This is a genomic window from Catonella sp. (assembly GCF_052169795.1).
Lineage (GTDB): Bacteria > Bacillota > Clostridia > Lachnospirales > Lachnospiraceae > Catonella.
Map to the genome: position 1 here is coordinate 31,683 of NZ_JBQNBU010000004.1, position 22,526 is coordinate 54,208.

Annotated in this window: 13 protein-coding genes; 1 reads left to right on the plus strand and 12 read right to left on the minus strand. The window is 37.1% G+C overall.

The window, feature by feature from the left end:
* Window positions 1-139: 139 nt before the first annotated feature.
* The 10 genes from pckA to ACTTKP_RS01205 all read right to left on the minus strand — a co-directional run bounded on the left by pckA (window position 140) and on the right by ACTTKP_RS01205 (window position 14,512).
* Window positions 140-1,744, minus strand: a complete 1,605-nt coding sequence (gene pckA / locus ACTTKP_RS01160; RefSeq protein ID WP_442552070.1) for a phosphoenolpyruvate carboxykinase (ATP) — start codon at window positions 1,742-1,744, stop codon at window positions 140-142.
* 192 nt (window positions 1,745-1,936) lie between these two features.
* A complete protein-coding gene (locus ACTTKP_RS01165; RefSeq protein WP_442552071.1) occupies window positions 1,937-2,536 on the minus strand; it encodes a cyclodeaminase/cyclohydrolase family protein in 600 nt (199 codons plus the stop codon).
* Window positions 2,529-3,197 carry an acyltransferase gene (locus ACTTKP_RS01170; RefSeq protein WP_442552072.1) on the minus strand — a complete coding sequence of 223 codons (669 nt, stop codon included), beginning with the start codon at window positions 3,195-3,197 and terminating at the stop codon, window positions 2,529-2,531. The genes ACTTKP_RS01165 and ACTTKP_RS01170 overlap by 8 nt, the downstream gene beginning before the upstream one ends.
* A gap of 70 nt (window positions 3,198-3,267) precedes the next feature.
* Window positions 3,268-5,286, minus strand: a complete 2,019-nt coding sequence (locus ACTTKP_RS01175) for a DNA topoisomerase (protein WP_442552073.1) — start codon at window positions 5,284-5,286, stop codon at window positions 3,268-3,270.
* The gene (gene radA, locus ACTTKP_RS01180; protein ID WP_442552075.1) at window positions 5,286-6,632 is read right to left on the minus strand and encodes a DNA repair protein RadA; all 1,347 of its coding nucleotides are present in this window, start codon (window positions 6,630-6,632) and stop codon (window positions 5,286-5,288) included. Before radA ends, ACTTKP_RS01175 begins: the two co-directional genes overlap by 1 nt.
* Window positions 6,632-7,042, minus strand: a complete 411-nt coding sequence (locus tag ACTTKP_RS01185; protein ID WP_442552076.1) for an endosialidase — start codon at window positions 7,040-7,042, stop codon at window positions 6,632-6,634. Before ACTTKP_RS01185 ends, radA begins: the two co-directional genes overlap by 1 nt.
* Before the next feature lie 19 nt (window positions 7,043-7,061).
* Window positions 7,062-9,515, minus strand: a complete 2,454-nt coding sequence (locus tag ACTTKP_RS01190; protein ID WP_442552077.1) for an ATP-dependent Clp protease ATP-binding subunit — start codon at window positions 9,513-9,515, stop codon at window positions 7,062-7,064.
* 16 nt (window positions 9,516-9,531) lie between these two features.
* Window positions 9,532-10,524 carry a cadherin-like beta sandwich domain-containing protein gene (locus tag ACTTKP_RS01195; RefSeq protein WP_442552078.1) on the minus strand — a complete coding sequence of 331 codons (993 nt, stop codon included), beginning with the start codon at window positions 10,522-10,524 and terminating at the stop codon, window positions 9,532-9,534.
* Between the two features lie 4 nt (window positions 10,525-10,528).
* On the minus strand, window positions 10,529-13,243 hold the full coding sequence (locus ACTTKP_RS01200) for a cadherin-like beta sandwich domain-containing protein (protein ID WP_442552079.1): 2,715 nt from the start codon (window positions 13,241-13,243) through the stop codon (window positions 10,529-10,531).
* A 159-nt stretch (window positions 13,244-13,402) separates the two neighbouring features.
* Window positions 13,403-14,512 carry an anaerobic sulfatase maturase gene (locus ACTTKP_RS01205; RefSeq protein WP_442552080.1) on the minus strand — a complete coding sequence of 370 codons (1,110 nt, stop codon included), beginning with the start codon at window positions 14,510-14,512 and terminating at the stop codon, window positions 13,403-13,405.
* A 206-nt stretch (window positions 14,513-14,718) separates the two neighbouring features.
* On the opposite strand from ACTTKP_RS01205, the gene ACTTKP_RS01210 reads away from it, so the two are divergent.
* Complete coding sequence (locus tag ACTTKP_RS01210) at window positions 14,719-16,143, plus strand: sulfatase-like hydrolase/transferase (RefSeq protein ID WP_442552081.1); 1,425 nt, start codon at window positions 14,719-14,721, stop codon at window positions 16,141-16,143.
* Between the two features lie 115 nt (window positions 16,144-16,258).
* On the opposite strand, the gene ACTTKP_RS01215 is transcribed toward ACTTKP_RS01210, so the two are convergent.
* Both ACTTKP_RS01215 and ACTTKP_RS01220 read right to left on the minus strand, forming a co-directional pair.
* Entirely contained in the window at window positions 16,259-21,538 is a 5,280-nt protein-coding gene (locus ACTTKP_RS01215) for a polysaccharide lyase family 8 super-sandwich domain-containing protein (RefSeq protein WP_442552082.1), read from the minus strand.
* Window positions 21,539-21,719: 181 nt separating this feature from the next.
* Window positions 21,720-22,523 (minus strand): gluconate 5-dehydrogenase, encoded by an 804-nt coding sequence (locus ACTTKP_RS01220; protein WP_442552083.1) that lies wholly within the window; start codon window positions 22,521-22,523, stop codon window positions 21,720-21,722.
* Window positions 22,524-22,526 lie beyond the last annotated feature (3 nt).

A 22,526-nucleotide genomic window follows, 5' to 3' on the forward strand; every position in this document is an offset into this window, starting at 1 on the left:
CTAAAAATTTTCCACCCCTCATCTAATAATTAAAATTTTCAGCAAACCCTATTGTTGAACTATTTTCTTAAAATTATCCTCTCCCCGGCTAAGCCAAGGAGAGGATCTCTCTATATATCAATATAAAGTTGTGTATACATTAAAGCTTAGGACCTGCTGCAACAAGTGCCTTACCTGCCTCATTGTTCTCATATTTAGCAAAGTTCTTTACAAATCTGCCTGCAAGATCCTTTGCCTTCTCTTCCCACTCAGAAGCATTAGCATAAGTATCTCTAGGATCAAGAATACCTGTATCAACACCAGGAAGCTCTGTAGGAACTTCAAAATCAAAGTAAGGAATCTTCTTGGTAGGAGCCTTATTTACATCTCCACTAAGGATGGCATCAATGATACCACGGGTATCCTTAATAGAAATTCTCTTGCCTGTTCCGTTCCAGCCTGTATTTACGAGATAAGCCTTTGCTCCGCTCTTCTGCATCTTCTTAACAAGTTCTTCTGCATACTTTGTAGGATGAAGCTCAAGGAAAGCCTGTCCGAAGCAAGCTGAGAATGTAGGTGTAGGCTCTGTGATACCACGCTCTGTACCTGCAAGCTTAGCAGTAAATCCTGAAAGGAAGTAATACTGTGTCTGCTCCGGTGTAAGAATAGATACTGGAGGAAGTACTCCAAAAGCATCTGCTGAAAGGAAGATAACGTTCTCTGCTGCAGGAGCTGCTGAAACAGGGCGTACAATCTTCTCAATATGGTTAATAGGATAAGATACACGGGTATTCTCTGTTGTGCTTCCATCCTTAAAATCAATCTTTCCATCAGCATCTACAGTTACGTTCTCAAGAAGAGCATCTCTTCTGATTGCGTTGTAGATATCAGGCTCTGATTCTTTGTCAAGGTTAATAACCTTAGCATAGCAGCCACCCTCGAAGTTAAATACTCCGTTGTCATCCCAACCATGCTCATCATCACCGATAAGAAGACGCTTAGGATCTGTTGAAAGTGTAGTCTTACCTGTTCCTGAAAGACCGAAGAAGATAGCTGTATGCTTTCCGTCCATATCTGTATTTGCTGAACAGTGCATAGAAGCCATTCCTTTAAGTGGGAGGTAGTAGTTCATCATAGAGAACATACCCTTCTTCATTTCTCCGCCGTACCATGTATTAAGAATAACCTGCTCACGGCTTGTGATATTAAATACTACTGCTGTCTCTGAGTTAAGTCCTAACTCCTTGTAGTTCTCAACTTTAGCCTTAGAAGCATTGTAAACAATGAAATCAGGCTTGAAGTTCTCGAGTTCCTCTGCTGTTGGCTGAATGAACATGTTGGTTACAAAATGAGCCTGCCAAGCAACCTCAACGATGAAACGAACTGCCATTCTTGTATCTTTATTAGCACCGCAGAATGCATCAACTACAAAAAGTCTTTTGTTAGAAAGTTCTTCCTGAGCAAGCTTCTTAACTTCATCCCAAGCTTCCTTTGTAGCTGGGTGGTTATCATTCTTATACTCAGGTGTTGTCCACCAAACTGTATCCTTAGAATTCTCATCCATAACGATGAATTTATCCTGAGGTGAACGACCTGTGTAAATACCTGTCATTACGTTAACAGCACCAAGCTCTGTAACCTGTCCTTTTTCAAAGCCTGTGAGGCTTTCTTTTGTCTCTTCTTTGAAAAGCTCATCAAAAGAAGGATTGTGAACGATCTCTGTTGTACCGGTAATGCCATACTGTGTTAAATCAATGTTTGCCATTCTGTTGTACCTCTTTCTTTCTTAAAATATATTGTACTGTTAGTTTAACCAAACACGAAAATTTTTTAAAATTTTCCCTAGTGTGATTATACACTAATAAACAAAAAAAATCATCACAGTATCAATTATTATTTTTGACAAAATTTTCACATTTTTTAGCGTTTTTATTGGTGATTTTTTCAGATAACTTATTTACCTTATTATATTAACAATCTTATCATATATTTCATCAGCTTTTTTCCCATAAAAATACAGATTTTCAGCCTTTTTCTCCAGACTTTCTGCTTCTGCCTTATTCTTCATAAGCCTTGTATTTACTACTATATTTAAGTAAGCTGAACTTAAGGCTGCACCTGCAAGTTTTGCACCAACACCTACATCACTTACCACCAACACACTTGTTTTGGCTGAAAGTTCATCAAGAAGTTCTATTACCTCTTTTACTGCTTTCATCATATTTAACGGAGGTGTTGCAGCACTGACAAGAGCTTTTTCAATTACTTCTTCATCCTTGGGTTTTAACTTATAAGCCTTGCTTACCTCACCAAAACCTTTTGCATCCTCATCTATAAGTTCAAGCAAATGAACCCTCAGCTCTTCTGCTCTTATTAAAATTTCTTCTAATCTTGCAGTATGTTCTGCATATTTTACCTTGCCTACTGTAAGATTAGCTGCCATAGCACCTAGAGAAACAGCAAGTGCCCCAACCAAGGCTGTAGCTCCTCCACCTCCCGGAATTGCATTTTTACTAAAAAGCTCCTCTGAAAATCTATCAAGACTTAAATTACGCATTTTTCTCTACAATATCTCCCTTTTTCTTATATATACTATTCGGAGGCACTACCCCTCTTACCATAGAAAGTGGATAGACATTTGAGCTTCTTCCAATTACAGTGCCCGGGTTAAGCACGCTGTTACATCCTATTTCTACATAGTCACCAAGAAAGGCTCCTACCTTCTTAAGACCTGTTTCTATGCTTTCAGTTTCAGACTTAATTACCACCTCAGTTTTATCCGACTTTACATTGCTTGTAATAGAGCCTGCCCCCATATGGGAACGATAGCCTAAGATAGAATCTCCCACATAGTTATAATGAGGAACCTGTACATTATCAAAAATAATTACATTTTTAAGTTCAACAGAATTTCCGACCACACAGTCATTTCCGACTAAGGCACTTCCTCTTATAAAGGCGCAATGCCTTACCTCTGTATTTTCACCTATTATGCAAGGTGCTCCCAAGAACGCAGTAGGAGCCACTTTAGCAGACTTTGCTACCCAGACATTCTCCCCTCTTTTTTCATAAACCGAGCTGTCAAGACTTTCACCCAAACTGATTATTAACTCACTTATTCCTTTAAGTGCTTCAAAGGGATAAGTAAATTTACTTAAATAATCAGCCACAATAGTTTTGGTAAGGTCGTAAAGCTCTGTAATTTTAATACTTTCCATTGTCACTCCTTATCCGAGTAAATTTTCATTTACTTCTAATTTTATAACCGCACTACAAGTGTAGAATGATCTATTTGCTATATTTCTTAATCATTTCCAGCCTGCTTCCAAGCTCCCTACTAAGGTCTTTATGCCTGATATTTTCTATATACTTCCTTACATAGGTATTGAGTGTCTCCTCGTATTTTGCAGTAGTTATCTCTCCTGCTTCAACTCCGGAAAGCCCTTTTTCCCAGCTTGCTGTCATTTCAGGGTTAAGCATGGCAGGAATAGCCATATCTGCCACTTCATAAACCATTTCTCCAAAAAGCATAGGTGTAAGTATCTGTGTTTTCTTATTTAGAGTAAGATAGCCTATTTTTACTAACTTATCTATAATACCGGCTCTTGTTGCAGAGGTTCCTATGCCTGCCCCTTTTATAGTCGCCCTAAGTTCTTCATCTTCTATTAACTGACCTGCATTTTCCATGGCAAGAATCATAGAACCTGAGGTATAACGCTTCGGTGGTGTAGTCTTACCTTCTTTGGTCTCAAGTTTATTGACTAAAAGAGAACTCCCCTTCTTAAGAGTTGAAAGCAAATTTAATAAAGCTTCATTGTCTGAAACTTCACCTTCACTGTCTCCATCATTCAAAGCCTCTTCCTTTTTTTCTTTTTCCTTAGTCGGTAAGCCCGATACCTCCAAGTAACCTTTTTCCTTAAGTACCTTTACATAAGAATAAAATTCCTCTGTGAAATCACCTTCCTTATGCTTAATTCCTGTCACAAGGCTTACCTTATCATATACAGCAGGCGGATAGAAAATAGCTAAAAATCTTCTTACTATCATATCATAGATTTTTTTGTTCAAATCACTTTGTTTAGAAAGTTCATTCACATTTCCTGTCGGAATAATAGCATAGTGGTCAGTTACCTTCTTATCATCCACATACTGTGTCTTTTCAAGACCTTTATAAAGTCCTTCATCCCTGATTTTAAGTACAAATTCACTTACCGGCGTGTAAGCATAAAGGCCGCTTAAATTCTTGGTTATCTCTCCCGCCACAGCCTTGGTTATAACTCTGGCATCTGTTCTCGGATAAGTGGTAAGCTTGCTCTCATAAAGCCCCTGAACAGCCTTGAGAGTATCCTCAGGACTGATATGAAAACGCTTGGTACATTCTGCCTGTAGCTCAGCCAGATTAAATAAAAGAGGTGCTTTTTTCTTTTCACTTGTCTTATCTTTTTTAAGGACTACAGCCGTAGAATCATCCAATTCGCTAATCAGTTTCTCGGCATCTTCTTTTTTCTTAAAACCTTTTTCATTGTAAAGTAAAGGGCTTTCAAAATATTTACTTGTCTTACCTGATTTCCATTCTCCCGAAAAACTGGTTCCTTCGGTTCCAAAATTTCCTGATATTTTATAGAAGCTTGTCTGAACAAAGTTCCTTATTTCCCTCTCTCTTCTTACCACCATACCAAGTACACAGGTCATAACCCTGCCTATGGCTATTGCAGAGTATTTTTTAGTACCTGCCTTATTGTTTAACAGTGAACCATACTTTACAGACAGGGCTCTTGAAAAATTAATGCCCATAGCATAGTCCTCTATTCCACGCATTATCCCTGCGCCTGCCAGATTGTCATAGGCTGAAATAGGCTTAGCTTCACGCATACCACGCTTTATCTCATCTTCGGTAAAGGAGTCAATCCAGATCCTTCTTTCGTCAATCCCCTCTCTTACACCACCGAAATTCCTTATAAGCCTGATGATAACCTCTCCTTCACGTCCGCTATCGCCTGCATAAAGGATTGTATCAATCTCATCGGAATTCATAAGGCTGTGCACTATGTCATACTGCTTTTTCACATTCGGAATAACAGCATATTTATAAGTTTCCGGAAGGAAAGGCAAATCTTCCATTCTCCATTTATTGTATTTTTCATCATAAACACCCGGATAGCACATTTCTATCAAATGCCCCACACACCAGGTAATTATGTACTCATTGTTATTGTAAGAGCCTTGACCTCGTTTCGGAACTCCAAGTATGTCCGCATATTCTCCTGCTACCGAGGGTTTCTCAGTTATAATCAGCGTTTTTCCCATTATATTATATCCATTAACTCCCTTACATTGCTTACCGGCAACACCTTAAAAGGTAAATCCTTTGTATAATTTACCTTTGGTATGATTACAAGATTTTCTCCAAACTTGGATATTTCTTCAAGCCTCAGCCTCGCAAGATTTACTCCTCTCACCTCACCTGTAAGCCCTACTTCACCAAAGGCTATTATCTTACCCTTGCTCTCCCTATTTCTGTAGCTTGATATAAGAGCCGCTACTATCGCAAGGTCAAGGGCAGGCTCATTTATTTTAAGTCCTCCTGCCACATTTACATAGGCATCACAGTTACCAAGATTTAACCCAAGCCTTTTTTCAAGAACCGCTATTAAAATATTTACCCTGTTATAATCAGCCCCGGCTGTAGTACGCTTTGGAAAGTTGAAATTAGTCTGGCATACCAAAGCCTGTACTTCTACGAGTATAGGTCTGCTGCCTTCCATAGTGCAGGCAACTACTGATCCGGGTGCATTCTCCGGCATACCCTTAAGCATATATTCAGAAGGATTGGCTACTTCTCTAAGTCCGGTCTGTCCCATATCAAATACACCGACTTCATTGGTAGAGCCAAAACGGTTTTTTACTGCACGAAGTATCCTGTAGGAAGCCACATCTTCTCCTTCAAAATAAAGCACAGTATCTACCATATGTTCCAGCGTCCTTGGACCTGCTACCGTTCCCTCTTTAGTAACATGACCTACAATAAATATAGATACTCCAAGTCCTTTGGATATACGAAGTAAGCTAGAGGTCACTTCTCTTACCTGTGAAATGCTGCCTGCTGCCGAATCAGCCTTGGAAGAATACATAGTCTGAATGGAATCGACTATTACCACCTCAGGCTTTTCTGACTCTATTGCTGCCTCAATCTTTTCTATATCTGTCTCACAAAAAAGGAGCATATCCGAAAATTTGCCACCAAGTCGTTCGCTTCTAAGTGCTATCTGTCTTTCTGATTCCTCGCCGGATACATAGAATACGGAAATACTTTTATCCGCCAGCTTAGCACACATCTGCAAAAGAAGTGTGGACTTACCTATGCCGGGGTCACCACCCACAAGGACAAGAGAGCCTTTTACAATTCCCCCGCCTAACACTCTATCAAGCTCTGAAATACCTGTTGTAACCCTTTCATCCGTTTCAAGAGAAACATCTTTTATTTTAATCGGCAAAGAGGCAGCCACGCCTTGTTTCAGGCCGCTGCCTCCTTTTTTTGTAATTGGAGCTTCGCAAAAAGCATTCCATGCCTTACATGAAGGACATTGACCAAGCCATTTTATAGACTCGTAGCCACATTCTCCACAAAAAAATCCTGTCTTATTCTTTGCCATTATGCCTCTTTTACTATTATATGAGTCGCACTATCTTCTTTAGTTTCTACATTTATAGTAAGCTTACCGCCAAGATTAGTCTTCATTGTACCTGCACTTACTCCATCAACCTCTATCTCATACTCTTTCATCTCACCAAGTTCCAAGGTAATCTGTGCATCAGTCTCACCCTGTACTTCAAAACTTACGCCTGCTTCACTTCTCTTATAATTAAATACAGCAGTACCCGGTACCGATTCATACACAAAAAGTCCATTTCTTTCAAGTTTTGTAATTTCCTTGAAAGTTTTAATTTTATAAACATCTCCTTCAAATGAGAAACCTTCAAGCTTAGCCTTACTTGTAAGCTTATAATTCCCAAAATCCAACCCTTCTTCTGATTTGCGAATTAATTCTTCTACGATTGCCATCTTATTCTCCTTTTAATATTTATTCTTTTTTAATTAAGTTTACATCAATTTTGCTATCTTTACAACTAATTTTAATTGAATCTCCGGCTTTTATATTACCTAAAATTACTTCTGTTGCAAGTAAATCTTCAACTTCCGTCTTAATCTTTCTTGCTAACGGCCTTGCTCCATAATCTGCTTCTTTATCTATCTTAGCAAGATGCTTTATAGCTGTTTCAGTAAACTTAATACTGAGTCCCATCTGTTCTTTAGCCCTGGCTGCAAGCCCTTTAAGCATAATCTTAACTATTTTCTTAAGCTCATTTTCAGACAATGTATGAAACACTATTGTCTCATCTATTCTATTTAAAAATTCCGGTTTAAATATCCTCTTTACCTCTTCCATTACTCCTGCCTTCATAAGCTTATAATCAGCTTCCTTGCCATCATCCGGCTTAAATCCAAGCTTTTTAGGAGTAATTATCTTCTGAGCCCCGGCATTAGATGTCATAATAATGATAGTATTTTTAAAACTTACCGTCCTACCTTGAGAATCAGTTATCCGTCCATCATCAAGCACCTGCAAAAGCATATTAAAAACATCCGGATGTGCTTTTTCTATCTCATCAAAAAGGATGACCGAATAAGGGTTCTGCCTCACCTTTTCAGATAGCTGCCCCCCTTCTTCATGCCCTACATAGCCCGGAGGTGAACCTATCATCTTAGACACGCTGTGTTTTTCCATGTACTCTGACATATCAACCCTTATCATGGAATCTTCGCTTCCAAACATAGCCTCTGTCAAAGCCTTACTAAGTTCAGTCTTACCTACTCCTGTAGGTCCTAAGAAAAGGAATGAGCCTATCGGCCGTCCGGACACATTAAATCCTACCCTGCCTCTTCTTATTGCTTTCGATACTGCAACAACGGCTTCCTCCTGACCAATCACCCTTTCATGTAGGGTTGATTCAAGTTTAATCAGCCTATCACTCTCCCCCTGCTTAATCTTATTTACGGGAATTTTTGTCCAACTTGCTACAACCGAAGCTATATCATCCTCTCCTACTACAATATTCTTATTTTTACTTTTCTGTTCTTCTTCAAGTCTTAGTTTAGTAAGTCTTGCCTTCAGTTTCCACTGTTCCTTTTTTAAAAGACCGGCTTCATCATAGGCTTCATTTTTGATTGCCTCTTCTTTCTCAGCTTCAATTTCAGCTATCCTTTTTTCAAACTCCAAGCTTTCCGGCTTTGTATTATAAACTGAAAGTCTCGCCTTAGCTGCCGCCTCATCCATCAGATCAATTGCCTTATCAGGAAGATATCTGTCATTTATATATCTTGATGACAGCTTAACTGCTGCAAGAAGTGCTTCATCAGTAATTTTTACTGCATGATGATCCTCATACCTCTCTCTAAGTCCTTTTAATATCTGCATTGACTCTTCTTCGGAAGGCTCTTCTATCACAACCGGCTGAAATCTTCTTTCAAGTGCAGCATCTTTCTCTATTCTCTTTCTGTACTCTCCTCTTGTAGTAGCTCCTATTACCTGAAGTTCCCCTCTTGCAAGCGAAGGCTTTAGTATATTAGATGCATCCAGCGAACCTTCTGCTCCTCCTGCCCCTATTATTGTATGGATTTCATCTATAAAGAGGAGTACATTTCCACTTTTCACTACTTCATCTATAACTCTTTTTATTCTTTCTTCAAATTCTCCCCTATACTTAGAACCCGCCACCATTCCGGACATATCCAGAGTAACTACTCTCTTGCCTCTTATAGTATCCGGTACTCTGCCTTCCACTATTCTCTGAGCAAGTCCTTCTGCAATTGCGGTTTTACCAACGCCCGGTTCTCCTATTATACATGGATTATTTTTGGTTCGCCTGCTAAGAATTTGCACTACTCTCTGTATCTCAGTTTCCCTGCCTATCACAGGATCGAGCTTTCCCCGACTTGCATACTCTGTCAAATCCCTTGAATACTGATCAAGCATAGGTGTATGCAATTTATTTCCGCCGTCTGAATTTTTAAAATTTGAATAATCATTTCTAGCCTGATGTATATCCATTCCAAGGGCAGTTAATATATCTATATATATTTTCTGTAAATTAATCCCTATAGTGTTTAATATCTTTACTGCTATGCTGTCACCTTCTTTAAGGAGAGCCATCAGTATATGCTCTGTTCCCACCTGTTCCGAATTCAGCCTGTATGCTTCACTTCCTGCTAAGGCCATAATTCTCTTAGCCCTGGGCGTCAGGTCGGTTACTGAATCTACTGCTACATTGCCCGGCATAAGCACCTTATTTACAATCTCTATAAATCTTTCATAAGAAAGTCCATTCTCTTCTAATACCCGCTTTGCAACTCCATCTGCCAAAAGCAGTCCTATCAGAAGATGTTCAGAACCTACATAATTTTGCGACAGAGAAACAGCAGCTTTTTCTGCTGCATTTAAAGCCAGTTTTGCATTATCTGTTAATTTACGATCCATCTCTCCTCCAAGAAATTTAATCCTCAAGTTCATCTTTATTTTTATTCTTTATATATATTATTATAACTGATATAAGCATTATTCCTAAAATAATTGCAGCACCTATTATAACATAAACCACAGCCTGTTTGCTATCCTTTATATTAGTTTCTGTCTGAGCCTCATCATCAGACGGATTTGGAACATATTCAGGCTCTTCTGTAACTTCCGATTTGCTTTTAATTTCAGAGTTTTTATCATCCTCAGGCTTTAATTCCGAATTAGCTGCCTCACCTTTTTCCGACACCGATTCATCATCCTTGATAACTGTGATAGTATAAGTGGTTGTATTTCCATCCTCTGCTTTAACTATAATTTCTATTTTATTGTTACCTGTTTTCAGTTTATCTTCATAGTCTTTTTTTAAGCTGTACTCAGAATTTGCATCCGAGAGGTCTACTCCTACCACTATATTCTCTACATCCGGTCCTACCTCTGCCGTGTAATCCAATATACTTTTTGAAAATTTAGGCTTAAGTTCTGCCCCTGCTATTTTTAAGTTAGAAAGGCTACTGTCTGATGATGCCTGCCTTTTATTTTTTACAAGAATCTCCAAATCACTCGAAGCAACTGAAATCTCATCATCAGTATCCTTAGCATACATATGTACTGTATCTGAAAATGAAATTGTAAATTTACCTGCCTTCCTTGCCAAGAACCTGATTTTATATGTGAATTTCTTCGAATTGTCCTCAAAGCTTCTTATATTTACTCTTAAAAGCCCTTTTCCTCCTGCAATCCCATCATCCGCTGAAATAAATTTGGCTATTTCATCACTATAAGAAAGATAGGTTTCTATCTCATTTAGATCCTCTTCAGAGCTAATCTCAATAGTAACATCAAATTCATTCCCAACTGTTACCGCACTGTCTCCTTTAAGCCATATACTTGCATCTGATGCAAAAATATCTTCCCTGCAATATAAAAAAGAGAGTAAAAAAATCAATATAGATATTATATTTTTTTTCATAATCTCACCCCTCCTTTGCCACCTTTATTTTATAAGTCCTTATATCTCCGTTTTCTGCCACCACTTCTACCTGAACTTCCGTTAATCCGCTTGGAGCTAAACGAATCTGACCCAAACCTGTTACCACAGCTTTTTTACTTGCAGTCTTTCCTGTAAGTTCTATAAATTCTACATCTCTACCTACAACTATGCTATATCCTTCTGTTACAGACGGCTTAAAGGTAGGAGTAATAGAATAACCTGTAGCTTTAAGTGATGAAAGCCAGTTATTAGGACTTAATATATCTTCAGGTATTGCACTTATTTCGACCGGCATATTTTCAAAAACCGGTATTGAAAATACTAAAGGTTCATCCATAAGTTCAGCATAGGCTTTTTTTGTAATCAGTGACTCTGAACCGGGTGAAAATATAGCCGCCATATACTGGTGTGAAAATGTATTCTTATCTGTAAAATTAAACTTCTCAAGATAAGGCGTATTTTGCCCTCTCAATATATAATTATTGACTATATAAGCTGCTCCACCTAATATTGCATCATACCTGTTATTCCATGGAATTTTAATAAATTCATTGAAACTTTTACTCCCAATCATAGTCTTTGACAAACTTCCATTAGCTGCAAATTTAAGTCCGCTTGCAACAGCCCCACCGGGTGCTGTATTATTATAGGCTCCTATGTTGTAAAAATTATAATATCCCTCATGTCCTGCCACTGTTCCTGTAACACTTGATGAAAACTTTCCTCCACCTGCTACTTCCTGTTTCACCCTACTTGCTAAGTGGTAAGGACTTACTCCGGAATAAATACCTGCAAGCAAAAAAGTCTCTGCATAACTCATAGTATTTTTTGTCCCATCAGATGCAATATAATCAAAAAATGTATCCTTCATAGGCGACCCCGAGAGAATAGCCTCTATCCCTTTCTCTGTATGATACTCCGGCTTAAAAGAGAGCAGTTCAAACTGATAAATATAATCCTCATTCAAAAAATTTCTTGGATCCATGTAGTATCTTACCGCCTTATTAGATGCCGTAACCCAACCACTTCCATCATAAGCTATAAAAGCATCATTCACCCAATCATAGGCCTTTTCTTCCATTGATTTCCAAGCATAATTCTTAGAATTATGTAAAAGGTTAAGTCCCACAACGCTTTCTTTCTCTACAGCATACTCCCAGTCAAGCCCCAAATGCCTTGCTTCAAAATGCCAGTAAGGATGTGCCTTATGCAATTCTCTTAAAAAGGGTTTATAGTCCTCCGGAAATCTCTGTTCGGCAAGACTTTCCTCAAACTTTTTGTCACTAAGTTTCTTCTTATTACTAGAGCCTGTAGAATCATCTACAGGCTCCCCGCTTAATTTAATAAATTTTTCCGGTATAAATCCGGCACCAATTACTTGTTTTCCGGTACTGTCATTTACTATATAAGTTATCAGATACCATTTTTCGTTCCCTACCGTATACTGTTTTCTAGCTATTACCTCTTGGTTCATAGACAGCTTATAAGAAATACCTGTGTCAATCTCCTTAAGAATATCCGACTTATAATCTCTCTCATTATATATTTCTACCTTATCAGAAGTTATATAAGCTTTCTGTGCTACAAACTGACCGCTATTATTTATCTTATTATTATTATTATTTCCAATTACTCCTGAACCATTTCCGTCATCCTCATCTTCAGATTCATCGTCATTCTCTTCATCATCCTCTGATGAATCCTCGTCTTCATTCTGATTAGAATCATCTGTCTCCTGCTCTGAATCATCCTTCTCGGCCTCATCTTCTGCTACACCAACAAATTTCACCGTGTCCGCAACCAAATATCCTGTCAGCTCTTTTCCTCCCATACTGAAACTAGCCTTAAAATATTTAATTTTGCCCAAAGTTATTTCATAGAAGATACTGACAATTGTATCCTTTTTTAAAACTACATCCTTTCCCTTACTGTCTTTTAATGCCTTGCCTTTAGAATTAGCCTTCACTTTGATAGCAGCACCTTTTTTAGCTGTTACCTTTGCGTAGGCAAAATTTTTCTTATCAACCAAAAGCTTAACATATTCTCCCAGCACATAGCCTTTAACTGTCTTTTTATTGATTTTGGTACTGATTTTATACCATTTGGCTTTTTTACTGTCATTTTTCTCACCAATTATATTGACTGCCTGACCATTGGGTAATACAACACCCTGATTATCAAGCTTATACTGAGCCTTATCCGTACCTGCATCAGTCCTGAGGCGAAGACCTTTTATCTTCACTTCTGCTTTATAGCTATATTTAGGAACTTCTTTTAACTTCACATCAGAAGATATATTATTTTTTGAGTTATTTTCTTCTTTTTTTTCTGTCTTATCCTTTTCGGCCTGAATTTTTATAAAATCACTCAAAGCAAAGCCTGTTACCTTTTTCCCATTGAATTTGAATGTGACTTTATACCACTTCTGTCCATTTGCAGCTGTTTTCTCACCTTTTACTTCCGCTTTTTCATTTAAAAGAAGATAAACTTTATTCCCATTGGATGTGAGCTGAGGAAAATTAATTCCTGCATCTGTCCTTATTCTTAGCTTTTCAGCTGTGCAGACTGCCATCTTTTTTTCAGCTGCATAGACTGCTTCTATTTTATTAATATCTGCCTCCTTACTTGGAAGGCCGCCACAAAACACTCCCAGCATGAATGCTATCATTATGCTCTTAATTAAAATTTTTTTCAACATATTCTCTCCAAATCCGTATCTATACTATAGCCTACACACTACCCCAAAAAGGTGGCAAAAAAAAGTCAATATTTTTACAAATTTTTTGCCAAAATTCTTTAAAATTTCTTGTTCTAAAGTCTTGAATGAAATCATTATTTCTTCTATAAGCAGCATAGGTCATACTTTTTTTGCTATTTCCATAATCCTGTCATAACAGTTATCAAAAAATACCTTATATGCCTCACAGAAATAATTTTCATACAACCCTGTATCAGGGGTTAAATCACGACAACGCTGGCAACCCCCACGACACAGCCTATAATAGGAACAATCCTTACACTTTAAACCTAAATTAAGAGAACGCTCTATAAATCTTATTTCTCTTCTCTTCTCATCTATCTTATCAAGCTGGTTTTCATTAAAATTTCCTAGATGATATTCGTCTAACACATAAAAATCACAAGGGTATACACTACCGTCTGCCTCTACCACATACTGAATACCACAGACTCCTCTTTGGTCACAGGATTCTGCCATAGCCCCTGCTCCAAGATTTATGTAATTCACAAACTGGCGTATATAAGGCTCTTTTCCTCTCTTATAATCTTTATACCAAAGATTAAATAAATCAGTAAGAAACTGTCCATAAAGTTTTGGAGTCAATGAATAAACTTCTTTTCCACGCTTTTCATCAAGAGGATCAAGACAAGCAATATACTGCTGATAGTTCCATCCATTACTTTTATAAAACTGATATATTTCAGAAATATTCTTAGCCACTTTTGCAGTAACAACTGTCAAGATATTGTAATCAACCTTATAATCATCCATAAGTTTTGAGGACTTAAGTATTCTTTGAAATGTACCTTGCCCTGTTTTTGTATGGCGCAGCGAATTATGTATTTCTTCCGTTCCATCCACAGATAATCCCACTAAAAAATTATTCTCTTTTAGGAAAACACACCATTCATCTGTTAGTGCGAAACCATTTGTCTGCAGTGCATTATAAACTTGAATATTATTTTTATTATACTGCCTTTGGTAGGCAATAACTTTTTTAAAAAAATCCAATCCACACAGGGTAGGTTCACCCCCTTGAAATGCATAACTTGCCATACCATCTGCCCTAAGCAAGGTCTTTCGTATTGTATTTTTTAGAGTCTTTTCATCCATAAATCCATAAGAGCACTGCAAACGCTTAGATGATTCATCACAGTAAAAACAGTAATCACAGGCCATATTGCACTGACTAGATGCAGGTTTAATTAACACACTTATTGGAGGCATAAGAGATCACCTTTCATATATCTTTTATTTATCTATAAATATTATAGATGTTATTCTATACAATAACAAGTCCAACAGAGAGATAAACAATAAATCCTACTGCATCCTTGACTTTTCCAGTGATGTTGACAACATAAATCACCTATTATATGATAGTGTATACATATTATTTATGGTATGTTTTGGGAAATACAGGAGAATTAATTATGAATACTAAAAATCCAAATATTGTTTTTATTTTGTCCGATGATCAGGGATTTTGGTCGATGGGTTGTGCAGGAAATGATGAAATAATAACTCCAAACATAGATCGTTTGGCAAAAGAAGGAATGATGTTTAACAACTTTTTCTGTGCATCACCTGTCTGCTCGCCTGCAAGAGCCTCTCTACTAACGGGTAGAATCCCTTCGCAGCATGGTATACATGATTGGCTTAGAGATGATAATAAAGAACAGGAAGAAATTGAATACCTAAAAGGCATGAAGACATATACAGAAGTTTTAGCCGATAATGGATATGTATGTGGCTTGTCCGGAAAATGGCATATGGGGAACAGTGCAAAACCTCAAAAAGGCTTTTCTCACTGGTTTGCTCATAAGTCCGGAGGCGGCCCTTACTATAATGCTCCACTTATTAAAAACGGTAAACTTTACAATGAACCTAGATATGTAACAGATGTAATAACAGATGATGCTATAGAGTTTATAGAAGAATATGCCGGTAAACAGCCCTTTTATTTAACAATCGGCTATACAGCACCTCATTCTCCATGGTTAAATAATCACCCGAAAGAATATACGGATTTATATAAAGACTGTCCTTTTCATTCCATTCCAAAAGAAAAAGAGCATCCTGACAGTATTTATTTAACAAAAGAAGTCGCCAAAGATATCCGTTCCAATCTAATAGGCTATTTTTCCGCAATTACAGCTATGGATACCAACATCGGAAGAATTATAAAAAAGATTGAAAGCTTAGGAATCAGAGAAAATACCCTTATCATATTTACAAGTGACAACGGATTTAGTTGTGGACATCATGGTTTTTGGGGAAAGGGTAATGGGACTTTTCCTATCAATATGTACGACAGTTCTGTTAAAGTACCTTTTATTGTTTCACATCCTGGTATTATTCCAGAGAATAAAGTATGTGACTCACTTGTTTCAGCTTACGATTTTATGCCTACTTTATTAAACTATATTGGAATTAAAGATTATGAGGATGAAACCCTACCCGGAAGAAGTTTTGCAAAAGCCTTAAAAGGACTTGATTATGAACAAGATGATAAAATCATAGTCCTTGATGAATATGGTCCAAACCGTATGATAAGAAACAAAGAATTTAAATATATCAAACGCTATCCTTATGGCCCTGATGAAATGTATGATTTGATTAACGATCCTGATGAAAAAAACAATCTGCTTTTACAAGATACTCACAGTGAAAAAGCCGCTGAATTAAGATATGAGCTTGCAACTTGGTTTCATAAGTATGTGAATCCTGAAATTGACGGTGCAAAAGAGGCCGTATATGGCTCCGGACAGATTAATCTTGCCGGACTTTGGGCAAAAGGTAAAGTATCACATAGTTGTGATGATTATATTAAAGAATCTAAAAATTATATTTCATAATTTGGGCTTAGAAAATTTTTTCACTTATTTCATTTCAAAAAAATTTTAAATAGGGCTGTCACATTTTTGCGACAACCCTATTTTTTAATAAACCTTAAACAGTCTTAGATTTATTTTATTTTTTTACTCTTACTTTTGTCTTATAAACAGATGTTTTCCCTTTAATTTTTACAGTTACTTTAACAACAGTTTCTCCCTCAGCCTTTCCTTTTACCACACCGTTTTTAACGGTAACAACTTTTGTATTACCGCTCTTACAGCTAAATTTAGCACCCTCTGCAATATTGATAAAAACATTTTTCTTCTCACCAACTTTAAGTTTTAATTTGGAAACCACTGACATCTGTTCCATCAAGGATACTACAGATTTCTTTCCTAATTTTTTAGGTAACAGCACATAGTCGGAACAATGTGATATCTTAAATTCTATTCCTCCTTTTCCTAGAGATTTTCCTTTACTGTAGTAAGTTTCTTCAACTTTCTCTTTCTTATCATTGTAATAATATACATAGAGTTTTTGATTTTTAGTATAGTCAAATTTATCCGTATCATATATTTTTATAGTTGCAGTTCCTGGAAGTTTTCCTACATGGGCGAAAGAAATTATTTCTCCTTTTTTCTCTTTTACTAAAGATTTAATCGGTTCGGAATCTTTTAGCGAAACAATATCCAATGCAAAATTGATTGTATCTGCCTTTGCCTCTTTTAAATCCTTTCCATTCATAGACCATGAATACAGATTCTTTTTCTCTTCATTTTGCACAGAAATATTGAAGTCTGCTCCTTTTTTAATAATCTCTTTTAATACTTCTTTTTCCATTCGGATATCCGTAATCTTTACTGTTCCTTTCTTTTCTAAATCTTGTGGAACAATAAAATTCAATTTCACTTTTTTAATCTCTTCCAATTTTTTCAACTCTTTAAGAGTGCTTTTAGTTGGAATGGAGAGTCCAAGATTAACTACAACCTTTTTCGTTTCTCCCTTTGTCGCTTGCTTAATAGCTGAATCAACAGTTTCTTTTCCTACCTCTACAGTAAGTACCACTGTCTTTTTATCTTCTTTCTTTTTGCTGATAACACTCTCTGCCTGAACAAAAATTTCTGAAGTTATGCTTTGCTCTTTCTTTTCGTCAATCTTCTCTGTCACCGGTTTTTCAACATTCTCTTTTTCTTTAGCCTTTTTATCAGATGATTGTTTGTTCTCCGATGTCGATTTTTCATACTTTTTTGCATCCGGTACGAACGGTGAAGATGGAGCTTGTGGCGTTTTCGAACCACTTTCGTTCTCTTCTGTCGAAAGTTCTCTTAATCTTAAAATAGCTACGGAAGTATCTCCATTTTTTCCCTTTGTGTTTACACTGAGGTGAATTTTTTGATTGGCATTGGATACCGTTACATTCGAGTCCACTCTTACCACACTTACATAGGTTTTATCAATTTCCACCTCAATACTTCCGGTGTTCTTCATAGTCGGATCAGATACTCCGATTTCTAAAGTGTTTCCTGTCTGTTTCATAATTACAGATGCTTTTTTATTACAAGTAATTCCGGCTGCACTCGCCTCCTTATCTTGCCAGAAATTTGCTCCGATAATGCTCTTGTTTTTATAACCTGCCGCCTGCACATCTGTCGTATTGGCCAAAATTTCTACAGTTGGATTCTTTGCATATGTTTCGGTTTCAGCCGCACTTTTTCTTGGCAATATAACATAGGAATACTCCTCATTCTGTGGATTATTACCATGATCAAACCATAATTCAAAATAGTTCTTCACAACATCTGCAGAAACTTTAAGATTAATATTTCCCCAATTACCCATACTTGCTACTTTTCTTGCTTTTAGCTTGTTTGTACCTTTTGGGAAATACCAACCGATGCTGTCTTCAGGAACAGTTCCTTCCATGTGAACCCACTTTGTATCATTTAAATCGGTTCCCACCATGGAACCTTCTCCGTTACCTAAGCCTTCTTTTTCTACAATCTCTGCTACTTTTACAGAAATCGGATTAAGAGTAAGCTCATTTCCGTCTTTTGTGATTTTATTCGATGCCGCATCATTTAACTTTCTATTTTCAACGGTTGTTTCGGTAATAAAATTACTTCCGTTATCACTAATTCCACTACCTAAGCATACGATTTCATCACCGAACATAAAATATGATTTTAAGGCTTTTAGGTTCGGCTCATACGGTGTTTTAGAATCATTGTATCCGGAAAGCGACATTCCATTTACACCACAGTCTGATAACTCACTTCCTCCAACCCAATCTTCTTTAGAGGTATAATCTCCATCTTGATAAAAACCACTACTGTCTTTTACTCCATTTCCTATATTTTTAGAAACGGTTGTTGTGCCGGCTAAACGGAACGGATTCACCGTATTCCAGTAATTATCAGTGTAATGTGTATTATCTTTTCCATAAAGATAAGTCATACCGTCACCCTGATGCCAACCGTATAAGTTCTCCCCATTCATAATTTCCGTATTAAGGATTCTCTCGGAATACATACTTAGACCAAAAAGCCAATCTTTTGTTCTGTGGATTGCCCTATCCATCAGAGGAAAATTTTTATGCATACTTGGAAGATCAGCAGAAATACCACTATTATTTAATATTTCCTGAGCTTTTTGTTTCACAAAAAGCTCGTTTAACTCTTTTAGAGTACTTATATACTCTACATCTGCTGATAACCAGCTCTTTAAGCAGTTTAGTAAGATTGCCTTCTTTTCTGCACCAACAGAATCTAAGGTTTTAATTACATAAGTCATTATCTGACGACCAACTGTTTTTCCTGTTACGTTTTCTCTTGCAACGGCTCTTCCACGTAACATCTCCAAAACTAAACCTTTATACATACTAATTCCATATGTATTTACAAAGATTGTTTCTAATATCTCTGTTTTATCAGCATTGAACTGCCAAGGAGAACCTCCTAAAATAGATGAAATATTAACTATACCCTCCAATACAACTACTCCATAAGAGCCGGCATAAGGGGTACGGGAGTGGTCAATATAAGAACCGTCTTTATAAAATCCGTTTTCAAATCCTTCTGCTGCCAATAAAGTATTATCCTTCACTGTTGCAAACTCAAGTACAGAAGATGAGGCTAAACTTGCAAGATACATAAATTCATTATCTTCAAGCAATAAACCTAGCCCCATTGCAGTTACAGAATTGTCGATACGATTTGCCGCATACTGCATACGATATCCTAATACATGGGTAGAACCTGTACCGATTGCACCACCATGATAAGGATCAGGCTGAAAAAATCTTACTCCTTCAGTAAATTTTTCTTTCTGCTCTTTTGTTAATTTATCAGACAAAAGAATTAATGTTGGAATTATGTCTTTTGGCATACCAATTTCCCAAGTCCACCAGTTATCCGTCTGTGACTGTGGGCAATAACAATTAGTTGTAAGCCATTCCAAAATATTAATCATGTCCTTTAATAATTCCGGATTATTATATAAGTCACCATGCTCTGTGCGATATGCTTTTGCCATAAGAAGAACATTCTGAAATGCCGGTCTAAATTCCACAGCATCTCTTTTATATTCAATATTTGGATTTTCTTTAGGCGGTTTCTCTGTCCAAGGAATATCATTACACACATTTTGTCCTTTATAGACATAACGATTCCATATTTCCTTCGCCTGTGTATTGAGATTGTTTACGGTTTCCATAACGCTTGTATCATCTTTATCTAAATTTCGTCCTACCAATAAGGAAACCCATTTCCCTCTAAGCCTTTCATAATCTTCCTTGGTTACTACCGGTAGCTTACTTTTATCCTCAAATAAGATATTGACTTTCCACTCTTTATTCTGTCCATTTTTATCCGTCACCTTAGCATAAACAACACCCTTCTCACGTGCTGTAATAAGTCCACCTCCGTCAATACCTTCAATGATTGCGATATGAGAAGTAGATGCGATTCCTTCCGAACGTCCGTTATCTTCTTCTCCCGCTTTCAATACATCTTTCTTATTGGCACTTCCTACCGTTTTAATCGGAGTTCCATCTGCTCTTTTAAAATAAGTAGTCCACTGAAGTGGTACTTCAAAGCCTGCAGGAACCGGAAGTAATTCGGAATTTCCTCTTACAATGTCAATACTTGTCGCATTTTCATCAACCGCCTTAGGAATAGTACTAATTGTAATCTTAGAGGTTTCCCCATTTTTTCCCGTTACATCAATTATTAATTTTATTTTTCCCTGAACGGAAAAATCCTCTGTAATATTAGAATCTTTAGAAATAACATCATACCCCTTTGAGTCAATTTCAAGTTCAATAGTTCCATCTTTCGTTCCTGTCGGATCTGAAACTGCAATTTCCAATAATCCGGCTTTTTTTCTCATCATAACCGAACTCTTCGCATTTACCTTAAAATTTGAAATGTCACCATGCTCTACACTACCGCCGTTTTCCGCCCAAATATTTGCAGCTACTGTATCTCTTCGTTTATAAAAAGAGGCTTGTATCTCTTTCGTATTTGAAATTGTAATCGCTTTATTATCATCCATATATTCACGCACCAATTTTTGATTGCTGTTATCATTCACTTCTTTAAACACACTATACTCATAAGAGGCATCATTTTTTGTGCCATGGTTCAACCATAATTGAAGATAATTCTTTTTCACTGTAGCATCACCACTTTCAACGAAACGGAAATTAAACTCTTTTTCATTTTCCTTAAAATGATAGCCGTTTCCTTTCTGTAAGCCCGCCGGCAAAATAAATGCCCAAAACTTATTGGATTTTAAGTTTCCCTTATCTTTATCCACATCATTAAATGTGAAAATTTCATTATTCGGAAAAAACTTTTCCCATGCTTTTACAGGCTTTTTAGAAATTCTAAGCACTGCCTTATCTTTCGTTATGTCATCAAACTTATAATCTTCAATGATAGTATGTACTTCTCTCCCTGTATCAGACGAAACATTGTTGATACCTGCACCCAGACAAGCCAGCTGGTCTTCCATAGTAAAATAGGATTTCTGTGCTGTCACTTCTTCTGTCTGTTGCACCGCAGCAATAAAATTGCTCTCATCAAGCTTTGCTCCCTTCCATGCCGATGCAATAAGTGGTCTTTCTGCCTTTGCCACATCAACATCATTGTAAGCTAATACTGTTGTCCCTGGAATTTTATTTTTATCCAAGGTATTTTCATAGTTATTCTGATAATAGTCCGGTTTTTGTGCTAACTGCAGTATGGTCATACCGGTATCTTCTTTCACATGAAATCCCGGTGTATACTGTGTGACAGTTCCACCTCCTGTCGGAGATGCCTTTACCATAATTGGAACGTTAGGCATTAATGCTTGCAAACACAAAACAAATACCATAATCCGACTTACCGCTTTTGTTATTCCCCTAAGTTTCATAATGAATCCCCTTTGTTTTATACTAAACCTCAATTATTTACAAAATATAAAATAATCGGGCTGCCACATTAATAAATAAGACAGCCCCTAACACAGATGTTATTTATATCACTCCATAGGCATAGATAAGATAATACATACGGCTGCTACCTATGGTGTAAATACGCTATTATTATATTTATCAAGGCTGCTTTCCAATATATGCCAGTATTCCTCCATCTACATAGAGAATATGACCATTTACAAAATTAGATGCATCTGATGCCAAAAATACTGCAGGTCCTGCCAAATCCTCAGGTTCTCCCCAACGTGCCGCAGGAGTTTTAGCTATAATAAATGAATCAAAAGGATGCCTTGAACCATCAGCCTGCTTCTCCCTTAAAGGAGCAGTCTGAGGTGTTGCTATATATCCCGGTCCTATTCCGTTACACTGGATATTATGCTCACCGAACTCAGATGCAATATTCTTTGTAAGCATTTTAAGACCGCCCTTTGCTGCAGCGTATGCACTTACTGTCTCTCTTCCAAGCTCACTCATCATAGAACAGATATTTATAATTTTTCCATGTCCCTTTTTAAGCATGCCAGGAATTACAGCCTTAGACATTATAAATGGTGCATTAAGATCTACATCTATTACCTCTCTGAACTCTGCTGCCTTCATTTCACACATAGGTATACGCTTAATAATACCTGCGTTATTTACAAGTATGTCAACTACACCTACCTCGTTTTCTATCTTCTTTATAAGCTCTTCTACCGCATCCTCATCAGTTACATCACAAACATAACCGTAAGCCTTAATTCCCTCTTCTTTGTAAGCCTCAATACCCTTTTCCACAAGGTCTTCTTTTCTATCGTTAAACACGATAGTTGCACCTGCCGAGGCAAGTCCCTTTGCAATAGCAAAGCCTATTCCGTAGGAAGCACCTGTAACAAGTGCTACCTTTCCGGTCAAATCATACTGTTTCATTATGTTTTCCATATT

What these genes read in the sequence shown, in the direction of transcription:
- ACTTKP_RS01165 (WP_442552071.1), bottom strand. Translation starts at nt 2,536, where the DNA reads ATGCGTAATTTAAGTCTTGATAGATTTTCAGAGGAGCTTTTTAGTAAA.
- ACTTKP_RS01170 (WP_442552072.1), bottom strand. Translation starts at nt 3,197, where the DNA reads ATGGAAAGTATTAAAATTACAGAGCTTTACGACCTTACCAAAACTATT.
- ACTTKP_RS01215 (WP_442552082.1), bottom strand. Translation starts at nt 21,538, where the DNA reads ATGAAACTTAGGGGAATAACAAAAGCGGTAAGTCGGATTATGGTATTT.
- pckA (WP_442552070.1), bottom strand. Translation starts at nt 1,744, where the DNA reads ATGGCAAACATTGATTTAACACAGTATGGCATTACCGGTACAACAGAG.
- ACTTKP_RS01210 (WP_442552081.1), top strand. Translation starts at nt 14,719, where the DNA reads ATGAATACTAAAAATCCAAATATTGTTTTTATTTTGTCCGATGATCAG.
- ACTTKP_RS01190 (WP_442552077.1), bottom strand. Translation starts at nt 9,515, where the DNA reads ATGGATCGTAAATTAACAGATAATGCAAAACTGGCTTTAAATGCAGCA.
- ACTTKP_RS01175 (WP_442552073.1), bottom strand. Translation starts at nt 5,286, where the DNA reads ATGGGAAAAACGCTGATTATAACTGAGAAACCCTCGGTAGCAGGAGAA.
- ACTTKP_RS01205 (WP_442552080.1), bottom strand. Translation starts at nt 14,512, where the DNA reads ATGCCTCCAATAAGTGTGTTAATTAAACCTGCATCTAGTCAGTGCAAT.
- ACTTKP_RS01200 (WP_442552079.1), bottom strand. Translation starts at nt 13,243, where the DNA reads ATGTTGAAAAAAATTTTAATTAAGAGCATAATGATAGCATTCATGCTG.
- ACTTKP_RS01185 (WP_442552076.1), bottom strand. Translation starts at nt 7,042, where the DNA reads ATGGCAATCGTAGAAGAATTAATTCGCAAATCAGAAGAAGGGTTGGAT.
- ACTTKP_RS01195 (WP_442552078.1), bottom strand. Translation starts at nt 10,524, where the DNA reads ATGAAAAAAAATATAATATCTATATTGATTTTTTTACTCTCTTTTTTA.
- radA (WP_442552075.1), bottom strand. Translation starts at nt 6,632, where the DNA reads ATGGCAAAGAATAAGACAGGATTTTTTTGTGGAGAATGTGGCTACGAG.
- ACTTKP_RS01220 (WP_442552083.1), bottom strand. Translation starts at nt 22,523, where the DNA reads ATGGAAAACATAATGAAACAGTATGATTTGACCGGAAAGGTAGCACTT.